20 protein-coding genes and 1 pseudogene are annotated in these 12,608 nt (G+C 66.9%); all 21 read right to left on the bottom strand.

What is annotated here, in order from left to right:
* Window positions 1-10: 10 nt before the first annotated feature.
* The 21 genes and pseudogenes from rplR to fusA all read right to left on the bottom strand — a co-directional run bounded on the left by rplR (window position 11) and on the right by fusA (window position 12,487).
* Entirely contained in the window at window positions 11-400 is a 390-nt protein-coding gene (gene rplR / locus LR394_RS19195) for a 50S ribosomal protein L18 (protein ID WP_231443857.1), read from the bottom strand.
* A complete protein-coding gene (gene rplF / locus LR394_RS19200) occupies window positions 400-942 on the bottom strand; it encodes a 50S ribosomal protein L6 (protein ID WP_231443860.1) in 543 nt (180 codons plus the stop codon). Before rplF ends, rplR begins: the two co-directional genes overlap by 1 nt.
* Window positions 943-960: 18 nt before the next feature.
* Window positions 961-1,359 carry a 30S ribosomal protein S8 gene (rpsH, locus tag LR394_RS19205; RefSeq protein ID WP_231443862.1) on the bottom strand — a complete coding sequence of 133 codons (399 nt, stop codon included), beginning with the start codon at window positions 1,357-1,359 and terminating at the stop codon, window positions 961-963.
* Window positions 1,353-1,601, bottom strand: coding sequence for a hypothetical protein (locus LR394_RS19210; protein WP_231443863.1), 249 nt, complete (start codon window positions 1,599-1,601; stop codon window positions 1,353-1,355). The genes rpsH and LR394_RS19210 overlap by 7 nt, the downstream gene beginning before the upstream one ends.
* Before the next feature lie 7 nt (window positions 1,602-1,608).
* Entirely contained in the window at window positions 1,609-1,794 is a 186-nt protein-coding gene (locus LR394_RS19215; protein ID WP_231443866.1) for a type Z 30S ribosomal protein S14, read from the bottom strand.
* Between the two features lie 2 nt (window positions 1,795-1,796).
* Window positions 1,797-2,363 (bottom strand): 50S ribosomal protein L5, encoded by a 567-nt coding sequence (gene rplE / locus LR394_RS19220; protein WP_231443869.1) that lies wholly within the window; start codon window positions 2,361-2,363, stop codon window positions 1,797-1,799.
* Between the two features lie 2 nt (window positions 2,364-2,365).
* Window positions 2,366-2,731: a 50S ribosomal protein L24 gene (rplX, locus tag LR394_RS19225; RefSeq protein WP_231443871.1), complete on the bottom strand. Its 366-nt coding sequence runs from the start codon at window positions 2,729-2,731 to the stop codon at window positions 2,366-2,368.
* Between the two features lies 1 nt (window position 2,732).
* Window positions 2,733-3,101: a 50S ribosomal protein L14 gene (gene rplN / locus LR394_RS19230; protein ID WP_231443873.1), complete on the bottom strand. Its 369-nt coding sequence runs from the start codon at window positions 3,099-3,101 to the stop codon at window positions 2,733-2,735.
* Entirely contained in the window at window positions 3,098-3,379 is a 282-nt protein-coding gene (gene rpsQ / locus LR394_RS19235; RefSeq protein WP_052530789.1) for a 30S ribosomal protein S17, read from the bottom strand. The genes rplN and rpsQ overlap by 4 nt, the downstream gene beginning before the upstream one ends.
* 16 nt (window positions 3,380-3,395) lie before the next feature.
* Window positions 3,396-3,614: pseudogene (gene rpmC / locus LR394_RS19240) on the bottom strand (50S ribosomal protein L29); the annotation flags it as partial.
* Window positions 3,614-4,033, bottom strand: a complete 420-nt coding sequence (gene rplP, locus LR394_RS19245) for a 50S ribosomal protein L16 (RefSeq protein ID WP_231443879.1) — start codon at window positions 4,031-4,033, stop codon at window positions 3,614-3,616. The pseudogene rpmC and the gene rplP, both read right to left, overlap by 1 nt.
* A gap of 5 nt (window positions 4,034-4,038) precedes the next feature.
* On the bottom strand, window positions 4,039-4,869 hold the full coding sequence (gene rpsC / locus LR394_RS19250) for a 30S ribosomal protein S3 (protein ID WP_231443881.1): 831 nt from the start codon (window positions 4,867-4,869) through the stop codon (window positions 4,039-4,041).
* Window positions 4,869-5,261, bottom strand: coding sequence for a 50S ribosomal protein L22 (gene rplV, locus LR394_RS19255; RefSeq protein ID WP_231443882.1), 393 nt, complete (start codon window positions 5,259-5,261; stop codon window positions 4,869-4,871). The genes rpsC and rplV overlap by 1 nt, the downstream gene beginning before the upstream one ends.
* A 47-nt stretch (window positions 5,262-5,308) precedes the next feature.
* The gene (rpsS, locus tag LR394_RS19260) at window positions 5,309-5,590 is read right to left on the bottom strand and encodes a 30S ribosomal protein S19 (RefSeq protein WP_231443884.1); all 282 of its coding nucleotides are present in this window, start codon (window positions 5,588-5,590) and stop codon (window positions 5,309-5,311) included.
* A gap of 15 nt (window positions 5,591-5,605) precedes the next feature.
* Complete coding sequence (gene rplB, locus LR394_RS19265; RefSeq protein WP_231443887.1) at window positions 5,606-6,442, bottom strand: 50S ribosomal protein L2; 837 nt, start codon at window positions 6,440-6,442, stop codon at window positions 5,606-5,608.
* 89 nt (window positions 6,443-6,531) lie between these two features.
* Entirely contained in the window at window positions 6,532-6,834 is a 303-nt protein-coding gene (gene rplW, locus LR394_RS19270; RefSeq protein ID WP_231444204.1) for a 50S ribosomal protein L23, read from the bottom strand.
* 5 nt (window positions 6,835-6,839) lie between these two features.
* Complete coding sequence (gene rplD / locus LR394_RS19275; RefSeq protein WP_231443889.1) at window positions 6,840-7,520, bottom strand: 50S ribosomal protein L4; 681 nt, start codon at window positions 7,518-7,520, stop codon at window positions 6,840-6,842.
* A 4-nt stretch (window positions 7,521-7,524) separates the two neighbouring features.
* Window positions 7,525-8,196, bottom strand: coding sequence for a 50S ribosomal protein L3 (rplC, locus tag LR394_RS19280; RefSeq protein ID WP_231443891.1), 672 nt, complete (start codon window positions 8,194-8,196; stop codon window positions 7,525-7,527).
* A gap of 15 nt (window positions 8,197-8,211) precedes the next feature.
* Complete coding sequence (gene rpsJ, locus LR394_RS19285) at window positions 8,212-8,520, bottom strand: 30S ribosomal protein S10 (RefSeq protein ID WP_052530780.1); 309 nt, start codon at window positions 8,518-8,520, stop codon at window positions 8,212-8,214.
* A 606-nt stretch (window positions 8,521-9,126) separates the two neighbouring features.
* Entirely contained in the window at window positions 9,127-10,323 is a 1,197-nt protein-coding gene (gene tuf, locus LR394_RS19290) for an elongation factor Tu (RefSeq protein ID WP_231443893.1), read from the bottom strand.
* A gap of 61 nt (window positions 10,324-10,384) precedes the next feature.
* Window positions 10,385-12,487 carry an elongation factor G gene (gene fusA / locus LR394_RS19295; RefSeq protein WP_231444206.1) on the bottom strand — a complete coding sequence of 701 codons (2,103 nt, stop codon included), beginning with the start codon at window positions 12,485-12,487 and terminating at the stop codon, window positions 10,385-10,387.
* Window positions 12,488-12,608 lie beyond the last annotated feature (121 nt).

Raw genomic sequence — 12,608 nt, forward strand, 5'->3', positions numbered from 1 at the left:
TGCGCATCGGCTAGAGAACCAGCCCGGCCTCACGGGCGCCGTCCGCAATGGCGGCGACACGTCCGGCGTAGCGGTTCCCGCCACGGTCGAAGACCACGGCCGAGACGCCGGCGGCCTTCGCGCGCTCCGCGACCAGTTCGCCGACCTTCTTGGCCTTGGCGGTCTTGTCGCCGTCCAGGCCACGCAGGTCGGCCTCCATGGTGGAGGCGGAAGCCAGGGTCTTGCCCACCGTGTCGTCCACGACCTGCACGAAAACGTGCCGGGCGGAACGGTTCACGACCAGGCGCGGGCGCTCGGTCGAGCCCCGCAGCTGCTTGCGCACACGCAGGTGGCGGCGGGTACGGGAGGCCGACTTGCTCTTGGCCGCGCCCCCACCGCTGCGCTTCAAACCGATCGCCATTACTTCTTACCCGCCTTTCCGACCTTGCGCTTGATCACTTCGTCGGCGTAGCGGACGCCCTTGCCCTTGTACGGGTCGGGCTTACGCAGCTTGCGCAGGTTCGCCGCGACCTCGCCGACGGCCTGCTTGTCGATCCCGGAGACCGAGAACCGCACCGGGCCGTCCGTCGCGAAGGTGATGCCGGCGGGCGGCTCCACGACGATCGGGTGGCTGTAGCCGAGCGCGAACTCGAGGTTCCCGCCCTTCGCCTGGACCCGGTAACCGGTGCCGACGATCTCGAGCTTCTTCTCGTAGCCCTGGGTCACACCGACCACCATGTTGGCGATCAGGGTGCGGGTCAGGCCGTGCAGTGCGCGCGACGAACGCTCGTCGTCCGGGCGTGCAACCTTCACCGTGCCGTCGTCCTCGCGGGCGACGGTGATCGGGGCAGCGACGGTGTGCGTGAGGGTGCCCTTGGGGCCCTTCACGGTCACCTGCGCGCCGTCGAGGTTCACGTCGACGCCGGCGGGAACGGTGATCGGCAGTCTTCCGATTCGGGACATGCTCTCTCTCCCTTCCCGTTACCAGACGTAGGCGAGGACTTCCCCACCCACGCCCTTCTGCTTGGCCTGTCGGTCGGTCATCAGACCGGACGAGGTCGAAAGAATCGCCACGCCGAGTCCGCCGAGGACGCGGGGCAGGTTCGTCGACTTCGCGTAGACGCGCAGACCGGGCTTGCTGATCCGGCGCAGGCCGGCGATCGAGCGCTCCCGGTTCGGGCCGAACTTCAGCTTGACGGTCAGCGTCTTACCGACTTCGGCGTCCGCGACCTCCCAGCTGGAGATGTAGCCCTCGGCCTGCAGCAGCTCGGCAACCTTCTGCTTGAGCTTGCTGTAGGGCATCTGAGTCTGGTCGTGGTACGCGGAGTTCGCGTTCCGTACGCGGGTCAGCATGTCCGCGATCGGATCGGTCATCACCATTGGGCTTGTCCGCCCTTTCCCACCACGGTTTCGGCACCCTCATCGGAGGCGTCGACCTGTGGCGTAGTTGCTTCTTCGAGAAACGCGGGGAGGTATTCCGGTACGTCGTGCCGCAGCGTCACCAATCCGGTCGGAAGGCTGGAGCGCAGCGAAACCATGCGATTGTTGCGCACCGTCCGACGGCGGGCCGCCCCCAGGGCCACCGCAGTGGCACCCGGGGTCTGGATCGTCAGCTGGGACACGGCCGGCCTACCAGCTGCTCTTGGTGACGCCGGGGAGCTCGCCCCGGTGAGCCATCTCGCGCAGGCAGATCCGGCACAGGCCGAACTTGCGGTAGACCGAGTGCGGCCGGCCACAGCGCTGGCAGCGCGTGTAGGCCCGGACGGCGAACTTCTGCTTGCCCGCCGCCTTGTTGATCAGCGCAGTCTTCGCCACGATCAGTTCTCCTTGAACGGGAAACCGAGGAGCTTCAGGAAAGCGCGCCCCTCATCGTCAGTGGTCGCCGTGGTGACGACCGTGATGTCCATGCCCCGAACGCGGTCGATCTTGTCCTGATCGATCTCGTGGAACATCGACTGCTCGTTCAGGCCGAACGTGTAGTTGCCACGCCCGTCGAACTGCTTGCCGCTGAGGCCGCGGAAGTCGCGGATACGCGGCAGGGCGATGCTCACCAGGCGGTCGGTGAACTCCCACATCCGGTCGCCGCGCAGCGTGACGTGCGCACCGATCGGCATGCCCTCACGCAGCTTGAACTGCGCGATGGACTTGCGGGCCTTGGTGACCTGCGGCTTCTGGCCGGTGATGGCGCTCAGGTCGCGGATCGCGCCGTCGATCAGCTTGGAGTCGCGGGCGGCCTCGCCCACACCCATGTTCACGACGACCTTGACCAGACGCGGGGTCTGCATCACGTTGGCGTACTTGAACTGCTCGCGCAGCGCGGGGGCGATCTCGGCGTCGTACCGAGCGCGCAGCCGCGGCTGCACCTTGGCTTCGGTCACAGTCATGCTCACAGGTCCTTACCGGAACGCTTGGCGTAGCGAACCCGGACGTTCTTCGTCTTGCCGTCACGCTCGACGGTCTCGACGCGAACGCCCACCCGGGTCGCGGTCTTGGTCTCGGGGTCGACCACCATCACGTTGCTGATGTGGACCGGAGCTTCCTGAGTGATGATCCCGCCGGTCTTGGAGCCACGACCGGTGGCGCCTTCCTTGACGTGACGCTTCACCCGGTTGATGCCCTCGACCAGGACCCGCTGGGTCTCCGGGTAGACGGCGATGACCTTGCCGGTCTTGTTCCGGTCCCCGCCGTTCTTCTGCGAACGGCCGGTGATCAGCTGGACGGTGTCGCCCTTCTTGATCTTGAGCTTCGCCATCTCAGAGCACCTCCGGAGCCAGCGAAATGATCTTCATGAACTTCTTGTCCCGCAGCTCACGGCCGACCGGCCCGAAGATACGGGTACCGCGCGGGTCCCCGTCGTTCTTCAGGATGACCGCCGCGTTCTCGTCGAAGCGGATGTACGAGCCGTCCGGCCGGCGGCGCTCCTTGACGGTGCGCACGATGACGGCCTTGACGACGTCGCCCTTCTTGACGTTGCCACCGGGGATCGCGTCCTTGACGGTCGCGACGATGACGTCACCGATGCCGGCGTACCGGCGGCCGGAGCCGCCGAGCACGCGGATGCAAAGGATCTCCTTGGCACCGGTGTTGTCGGCGACGCGCAGCCGCGACTCCTGCTGAATCACTTGGCCTTCTCCAGAATCTCGACCAGGCGCCAGCGCTTGGTCGCCGACAGCGGACGGGTCTCCGAGATCGACACCAGGTCGCCGATGCCAGCGGTGTTGGCCTCGTCGTGCACCTTCACCTTGGTCGTGCGGCGGATGACCTTGCCGTAGAGCGGGTGCTTGACCCGGTCCTCGACCTCGACCACCACGGTCTTGTCCATCTTGTCGCTGACGACGTAGCCGCGGCGCGCCTTGCGGTTGCCACGCACCGGGGCGTCAGCCTGGGTGTTCTCACTCATCTCAGGCCTCCGGGGTGGCAGTGATGCCGAGCTCGCGCTCGCGCATGATCGTGTAGATGCGAGCGATGTCACGCTTCACCGCGCGCAGCCGCATGTTGTTCTCCAGCTGACCGGTGGCGGACTGGAAGCGAAGGTTGAACAGCTCTTCCTTCGCCTTCTTCAGCTCCTCGGCCAGGCGCTCGGAATCGAAGCCCCGCAGGTTCGCCGGGTTCAGGTCCTTGGAACCGATGGCCATCAGCTTTCACCGCCTTCGCGCCGGACGATCCGGCACTTCATCGGCAGCTTGTGGATCGCCCGGGTGAGGGCTTCCTTCGCCACCTTCTCAGTCGGGAACGAGAGTTCGAACATCACGCGACCAGGCTTGACGTTCGCAACCCACCACTCCGGGGAACCCTTACCGGAACCCATGCGGGTCTCGGCGGGCTTCTTGGTCAGCGGGCGGTCCGGGTAGATGTTGATCCAGACCTTGCCGCCACGACGGATGTGACGCGTGATGGCGATACGAGCGGACTCGATCTGCCGGTTCGTCACGTACGCCGGCTCCAGGGCCTGAATGCCCCACTCGCCGAAGGTGACGGCGTTGCCGCCCTTCGACATGCCGGAACGGCTGGGGTGGTGCTGCTTGCGGTACTTGACCCGACGGGGGATCAGCATGGTGCTCAGGCCTCCGATCCGGAACCAGCAGCACCCGAGTCAGCGGCCGGCGCGGCGGGCGCTTCGGCAGCGGGGGCGCTGTCGGCGTTCTGCTGCTGCGGGCGACGACGCTGCGGGCGCTGCGCGCGACCGCCACCGGGACCGTCACGACGCGGGCCCCGCGGCGGAGCCGCAGCCTGCTCGCGAGCCAGCTCACGGCTGGTGATGTCGCCCTTGTAGATCCACACCTTCACGCCGATCCGGCCGAACGTGGTGCGGGCCTCGTACAGGCCGTAGTCGATGTTCGCGCGGAGCGTGTGCAGCGGCACCCGGCCCTCGCGGTAGAACTCCGACCGGCTCATCTCGGCGCCGCCGAGACGGCCCGAGCACTGCACCCGGATGCCCTTGGCGCCGGCGCGCAGCGAGGACTGCATGCCCTTGCGCATCGCGCGGCGGAAGGAGACCCGGCTGGCCAGCTGCTCGGCGATGCCCTGGGCCACCAGCTGAGCGTCGACCTCGGGGTTCTTCACCTCGAGGATGTTCAGCTGGACCTGCTTGCCGGTCAGCTTCTCGAGCTCGCCCCGGATCCGGTCGGCCTCGGCGCCACGGCGACCGATGACGATGCCCGGACGGGCGGTGTGGATGTCGACGCGGACCCGGTCACGGGTGCGCTCGATCTCGACGCGGCTGATGCCGGCCCGCTCCATGCCCTTGGACATGAGCTTGCGGATCGCGACGTCTTCCTTCACGTAGTCCCGGTACCGCTGACCACCCTTGGTGCTGTCGGCGAACCACCGGCTCTTGTGCTCAGTGGTGATGCCCAGGCGGAACCCGTGCGGGTTGACCTTCTGTCCCACTAGCGGGTCCCTCCCTTAGCGGCGGCCTGCGAGCCGTCCTTCTTCTCAGCCGGACCCACCACAACCGTGATGTGAGCGGTCCGCTTACGGATCCGGTACGCCCGGCCCTGCGCCCGCGGCCGGAACCGCTTGAGCGTCGGGCCCTCGTCCACGTACGCCTCCTGGATGACCAGGGTGCGCTCGTCGAACGCCTCAGACGCGGCGGCGGCCTTCACCCGGGCGTTCGCGATCGCGCTCTGCACGACCTTGAGCACCGGCTCGCTGGCGGCCTGCGGAGCGAACTCCAGCGTGGCGATCGCCTGCGGTGCCTGCTTCCCGCGGATGAGGTCGACGACGCGGCGGGCCTTCATGGGCGTGACACGGACGTACCGCGCCTGCGCCTTGGCTTCCATCGCTGCTTCCTACCTTCTGTCGCTACTGACTGCTCGGGTGGGCGCGATCAGCGCCGACGGCCCTTGCGGTCGTCCTTCTCGTGTCCGCGGAACGTGCGGGTGGGGGCGAACTCGCCCAGCTTGTGACCGATCATCGACTCGGTGACGAACACCGGGACGTGCTTGCGGCCGTCGTGCACGGCGATCGTGTGACCGAGCATGTCGGGCACGATCATCGAGCGCCGGGACCAGGTCCGGATGACGTTCTTGGTCCCCTTCTCGTTCTGTACGTCCACCTTCTTCTGCAGGTGGTCGTCGACGAAGGGACCCTTCTTCAGACTGCGAGGCATTCTCGAAGGCTCCTATCAGCGCTTCTTGCCGGTACGGCGGCGGCGAACGATCATCTTGTCGCTGTCCTTGTTGGGGCGACGGGTACGGCCCTCGGCCTGGCCCCAGGGGCTGACCGGGTGGCGACCACCGGAGGTCTTACCCTCACCACCACCGTGCGGGTGGTCGATCGGGTTCATGGCGACACCACGGACGGTCGGGCGCTTGCCCTTCCAGCGCATGCGGCCGGCCTTACCCCAGTTGATGTTCGACTGCTCGGCGTTACCGACCTCGCCGATCGTGGCGCGGCAGCGCACGTCGACGTTGCGGATCTCGCCGGAGGGCATGCGCAGCTGCGCGAAGCGGCCCTCACGCGCGACCAGCTGCACCGAGGCGCCGGCCGAGCGGGCGATCTTGGCGCCGCCACCGGGCCGCAGCTCGATCGCGTGGATGACCGTACCGACCGGGATGTTGCGCAGCTCGAGGCTGTTACCCGGCTTGATGTCGGCCGTGGGGCCGTTCTCGATGCGGTCACCCTGCTTGAGCTTGGTCGGGGCGACGATGTAGCGCTTCTCGCCGTCCGCGTAGTGCAGAAGGGCGATACGCGCGGTGCGGTTGGGGTCGTACTCGATGTGAGCGACCGTGGCCGGGATGCCGTCCTTGTCGTGACGACGGAAGTCGATCACCCGGTAGGCGCGCTTGTGGCCGCCACCCTTGTGCCGGGTGGTGATCCGGCCGGTGTTGTTCCGGCCGCCGCTCTTGGTCAGCGGGCGCACCAGGGACTTCTCCGGCTCCGACCGGGTGATCTCCACGAAGTCGGCGACGGACGAACCACGGCGGCCCGGCGTCGTCGGCTTGTACTTGCGGATTCCCATGTGAGTCAGTCCTCTTGCTGTTTCTCGGATGTCGGTCTTCTGACGCCCTCAATCCGGTCGTTACCGGCCGGATCGGAACGTGTGGGGCCTCAGGAGACCGGCCCGCCGAAGATGTCGATGGTGCCTTCGCTCAGCGTGATGATCGCGCGCTTGGTGTCCTTGCGCCGGCCGATGCCGGTCCGCGTCCGGCGGGTCTTGCCCTGCCGGTTGGCGGTGTTCACCGCGGAGACCTTGACCCCGAAAACCGTCTCGACGGCGTTCTTGATCTCGGTCTTGTTGGCGCTCGGGTCGACCAGGAACGTGTACTTGCCCTCGTCGAGGAGGCTGTAGCTCTTCTCCGAGACGACCGGCGCCAGCAGGATGTCGCGCGGGTCCTTGTGGACGCCTCCGATGGTGCTCACTTGGCGGCCTCCTTCGCGGTGATCTTGGTGACGACCGGGCTCTCGAGGAACGAGTCCAGCGCGGCCTTGGTGAACACCACGTCGTCGGCGCACAGCACGTCGTAGGCGTTCAGCTGGTCGAAGGGCAGCACGTGCACGCTGTCCAGGTTGGACAGGCTGCGCTTGCCGACCTCGTCCGTGCGGGTCACGACGACCAGGACGTTCGGCCGCTCGGTGATCCCGGTCAGGGCCTTGGCAACCGCCTTGGTCGACGGGGCGTCGCCCTTGACCAGCTCGGAGAGCACGTGGATGCGACCGTGACGGTTGCGGTCCGAGAGCGATCCCCGCAGCGCGGCGGCGATCATCTTCTTCGGCGTGCGCTGCGCGTAGCTGCGCGGCGTCGGGCCGTGGACCACGCCACCGCCGGCGAACTGCGGCGCGCGGGTCGAGCCCTGGCGGGCGCGACCGGTGCCCTTCTGGCGGTACGGCTTCTTGCCGCCGCCGCGGACCTCGCCCCGGGTCTTGGTGTCGTGCGTGCCCTGGCGGGCCGCGGCCAGCTGGGCCACGACGACCTGGTGGATCAGCGGCACGTTGGTCTGGGCGTCGAAGATCGCCGCGGGCAGATCGACGGAGCCGACCTTCTCACCCACGCCGTCCACAACGTCCAGGCTCAGCTTGGTGGTGGTTTCGGTGGCCATTGCCTCAGCCCTTCTTCGCCGCGGTGCGAACCAGGACGATGCCGCCGCGCGGCCCCGGAACGGCACCCTTGATCAGGAGCAGACCGCGCTCGGCGTCCACGGCGTACACGCTCAGGTTCTGCGTGGTCTGACGCTCGCCACCCATGCGGCCCGCCATCCGCGTGCCCTTGAAGACACGGCCCGGGGTGGCGCAACCGCCGATGGAACCCGGGGAACGGTGCTTGCGCTGCGTACCGTGCGAGGCGCCGAGGCCCTTGAACCCGTGGCGCTTCATGCCACCGGCCCAGCCCTTGCCCTTGGTGGTGCCCGAGACGTCGACCGACTGGCCGGCCTCGAAGGTCTCCACCGTGAGCTCCTGGCCCAGGCTGTACTCGGACGCGTCGGCCGTGCGCAGTTCGGTCACGTGACGGCGCGGCGTGACGCCGGCCTTCGCGAAGTGGCCGGCCAGCGGCTTGGTCACCTTGCGGGGGTCGATCGCGCCGTACGCGATCTGAACGCCCGGGTAGCCCTCGCCCTCGGCGCTGCGCACCTGAGTGACGACGCACGGACCAACCTGGATGACGGTGACCGGGACGAGCCGGTTGTTGGCGTCCCAGACCTGGGTCATCCCGAGCTTTTCACCGAGCAAGCCCTTGACGGCTCGCACCGTCGGCTTGCTGATCGTCTTGAAAGTCATCTTGAGGAGGTCCTTCTAGAGCTTGATCTCGATGTCCACGCCGGCGGGCAGATCGAGCCGCATCAGCGAGTCCACCGTCTTCGGCGTCGGGTTGATGATGTCGATCAACCGCTTGTGCGTGCGCATCTCGAAGTGCTCGCGGCTGTCCTTGTACTTGTGCGGCGAACGGATGACGCAGAACACGTTCTTCTCCGTCGGCAGCGGCACCGGCCCTGCGACCGTCGCGCCCGTGCGAACGACCGTGTCGACGATCTTGCGGGCCGAGCTGTCGATGACCTCGTGGTCGTAGGCCTTCAGCCGGATGCGGATCTTTTGTCCCGCCATGGCGTCGTTGCGCTCTCTTTCGCTTGGTCGACAGGCGTTCAACGGCCGTGGTGCTGCCGATCGGCACTGTCTGTGGTCCACCCGGTCCGTGGAGTGCGGCCCGGGCCTTCTCGCAACTGCTGGTCGTGCTGGTGTTTCACGTCTTCTGCGACGCTGACACCCCGTTCTGGGTCAGGCTGGCGAACACCGACCCCCGAGGTCGGGCGTGTCGCGTTCGCGGCCCAGACTCGTCCGACGTCTTCGACGAGGACCAGGGGGCTGGGCCGGTGGTGCAAGTGGCGGTGATCGCGACCGGTGTTACCGGGCCCACCGAGGGGCGCAACGGACACGTCGGAGCGCGAGCAACCTGTCCAGTGTGCCAGACGGAGCACACCATTGACCAATCGGTGAACATCCAAGAACCTCAGGATGCGTCACCAGACCCGACATCCCCTGGCGCTCCCCCGCTTTCGCGTTTCGCGAGTTCGGGTTTGGTGGAGCTGCTGCCTCCGGACCCCGCAGGGCCGGGAGGACTCCCGGGAGATGGCCGGCCCGGAAACGCGGAAGAACCGCGGCCCGGACGTGCGCCAGCGGCGGCCGCCCGAAGGCTGCCGCCGCTGGTGGTTACTACTTGAGGATCTTGGTGACGCGGCCCGAGCCGACCGTCCGGCCACCCTCACGGATGGCGAACAGCAGACCGTCCTCCATCGCGATGGGCTGGATCAGCGTGACGGACATCTCGGTGTTGTCACCGGGCATGACCATCTCGGTGCCCTCGGGGAGCTTCACGACACCGGTGACGTCCGTGGTCCGGAAGTAGAACTGCGGACGGTAGGAGTCGTAGAACGGCGTGTGACGGCCACCCTCGTCCTTGGACAGGATGTAGACGTTCGCCTCGAACTCGGTGTGCGGGGTGATCGAGCCCGGCTTGACGACGACCTGGCCACGCTCGACGTCCTCGCGCTTGATACCACGCAGGAGCAGACCGCAGTTCTCGCCGGCCATCGCCTCGTCGAGAGTCTTGCGGAACATCTCGATGGCGGTGACCGTCGTGGTGGTCGACTTGTCCTTGATACCAACGATTTCAACGGTCTCGTTGGTCTTCAGGATGCCACGCTCGACCTTGCCGGTGACGACGGTGCCACGACCGGTGATCGTGAAGACGTCCTCGATCGGCATCAGGAACGGCTTGTCCGTGTCGCGCGTCGGCTCCGGGATCGACTCGTCGACCGCGGCCATCAGCTCGAGGACCTTGCCCTGCCACTCGGCGTCGCCCTCGAGAGCCTTCAGCGCGGAGACCCGCACGATCGGCAGGTCGTCGCCCGGGAACTCGTAGGCGGACAGGAGCTCACGGACCTCGAGCTCGACGAGCTCCATGATCTCTTCGTCGTCCACCATGTCGGACTTGTTCAGGGCCACGACGATGTAGGGCACACCGACCTGACGCGCGAGCAGCACGTGCTCACGGGTCTGCGGCATCGGGCCGTCGGTCGCCGCGACCACCAGGATGGCGCCGTCCATCTGCGCCGCACCGGTGATCATGTTCTTGATGTAGTCGGCGTGACCGGGGCAGTCGACGTGCGCGTAGTGGCGCGTCTCGGTCTGGTACTCGATGTGAGCGATCGAGATCGTGATACCACGCTGGCGCTCTTCCGGCGCCTTGTCGATCTGGTCGAACGCCTGCGTGTCCGGGTTGAGCTCCGGCCACTTGGTGTGCAGCGTCTTACTGATCGCAGCCGTCAGCGTCGTCTTACCGTGGTCGATGTGACCAATGGTACCGATGTTGACGTGCGGCTTAGTCCGCTCGAACTTCGCCTTCGCCACGGGGTCCTCCTGTCGGACGGGTTGTTATTTGTCTTGGTTCGACGGGATGCTGGTGGCGCGATTACTCGCCGCGAACCTTCTTGATGATCTCTTCCGCAACGTTCCGGGGAACCTCTGCGTAGGAGTCGAACTGCATGGTGTAGACGGCGCGGCCCTGCGTCTTGCTGCGCAGGTCACCGACGTAACCGAACATCTCCGACAGCGGGACCGCGGCCTTGACGACCTTGGCACCGCTGACGTCCTCCATGGCCTGGATCTGGCCACGGCGGGAGTTCAGGTCGCCGATCACGTCACCCATGTACTCCATGGGCGTACGGACCTCGACGGCCATCATCGGCTCGAGGAGCACGGGGCTGGCCTTGCGAGCCGCCTCCTTCAGCACCATCGAACCGGCGATCTTGAACGCCATCTCCGAGGAGTCGACGTCGTGCGCCGCACCGTCGAGCAGGATGGCCTTGATGCCGACCAGCGGGTAGCCGGCCAGGATGCCGAACTGCATGGCGTCCTGGATACCCGCGTCCACGCTCGGGATGTACTCGCGCGGCACGCGACCACCGGTGACCTTGTTCTCGAACTCGTAGAACACGCCCTCGGACGTGTCCAGCGGCTCGATGGTCACCTGCACCTTGGCGTACTGGCCCGACCCACCGGTCTGCTTCTTGTGGGTGTAGTCCAGCTTGACCACGGCCTTGCGGATGGTCTCGCGGTACGCGACCTGCGGCTTGCCGACGTTGGCCTCGACCTTGAACTCACGGCGCATCCGGTCGACCAGGATGTCGAGGTGGAGCTCGCCCATCCCGGCGATGATCGTCTGGCCGGTCTCCTCGTCCTGGCGGACCTGGAAGGTCGGGTCCTCCTCGGCGAGCTTCTGGATCGCGGTGCCCAGCTTCTCCTGGTCGCCCTTGGTCTTCGGCTCGATGGCGACCGAGATGACCGGCTCCGGGAAGGTCATCGACTCCAGGACGATCGGGTCGGTCGGGTCCGAGAGGGTCTCACCGGTGGTGGTGTCCTTCAGACCGATGACCGCGTAGATGTGGCCGGCCGCGGCCTCCTCGACCGGGTTCTCCTTGTTGGAGTGCATCTGGAAGATCTTCCCGATGCGCTCCTTCTTGCCCTTGGTGGAGTTCACGACCTGGGCGCCGCTGGAGACCTTGCCGGAGTAGACCCGGATGTAGGTCAGCTTCCCGAAGAACGGGTGCGCCGCGATCTTGAACGCCAGAGCGGAGAACGGAGCCTCGTTGTTGGCCGCCCGGGTGAGGGTCTTCTCCTCGTCCTTCGGGTCGGTGCCCTCGACGTCCGGCACGTCCAGCGGGGTCGGCAGGTAGTCGATCACGGCGTCGAGCATGGGCTGGACGCCCTTGTTCTTGAACGCCGAGCCGCACAGGACCGGGTTGACCTCACTGGCGATCGTGAGCTTACGGATCGCGCCCTTGATCTCCGCGGTGGTGAGCTCCTCGCCACCGAAGAACTTCTCGAGCAGCGCCTCGTCGGACTCGGCCACGGTCTCGAGCAGCTTCTGACGCCACTCGGCAGCCTTCTCGGCGAGGTCGGCCGGGATCTCCTCGACCTCGTAGGCCTCACCCTTACCGGTGGTGCCCCGCCAGGTCAGCGCCCGCATCTCGATCAGGTCGATGACGCCGGTGAAGTCCGACTCCGCACCGATCGGCAGCTGCACGACCAGCGGCTTGGCGCCGAGGCGGTCGACGATGGTCTGGACTGTGAAGTAGAAGTCGGCGCCCAGCTTGTCCATCTTGTTGACGAAGCAGATGCGGGGGACGTCGTACTTGTCCGCCTGCCGCCACACCGTCTCGGACTGCGGCTCGACACCCTCCTTGCCGTCGAACACCGCGACCGCGCCGTCGAGGACGCGCAGGTTGCGCTCGACCTCGACGGTGAAGTCGACGTGCCCGGGGGTGTCGATCAGGTTGATCTGGTTGCCTTCCCAGAAGCAGGTGGTGGCGGCGGAGGTGATGGTGATACCCCGCTCCTGCTCCTGCTCCATCCAGTCCATCGTGGCCGCGCCGTCGTGGACCTCACCGATCTTGTAGTTGATCCCGGTGTAGAACAGGATCCGCTCAGTGGTGGTGGTCTTGCCGGCGTCGATGTGAGCCATGATGCCGATGTTGCGGACCTTGTTGAGGTCCGTCAGCACGTCTTGTGCCACGTCGATCGCCTCTCTCATGAGGTTGGTGTTTCAGGGGGGAACAGACCCGCGGTACTGCGCTGCCGGGGCTGTTCCCGGCGCCACTGTGGCCGCCGGTTCGTCGATGTTCCAGCGGCCGCAG

Source organism: Kineosporia babensis (assembly GCF_021129305.1).
GTDB lineage: Bacteria > Actinomycetota > Actinomycetes > Actinomycetales > Kineosporiaceae > Kineosporia > Kineosporia babensis.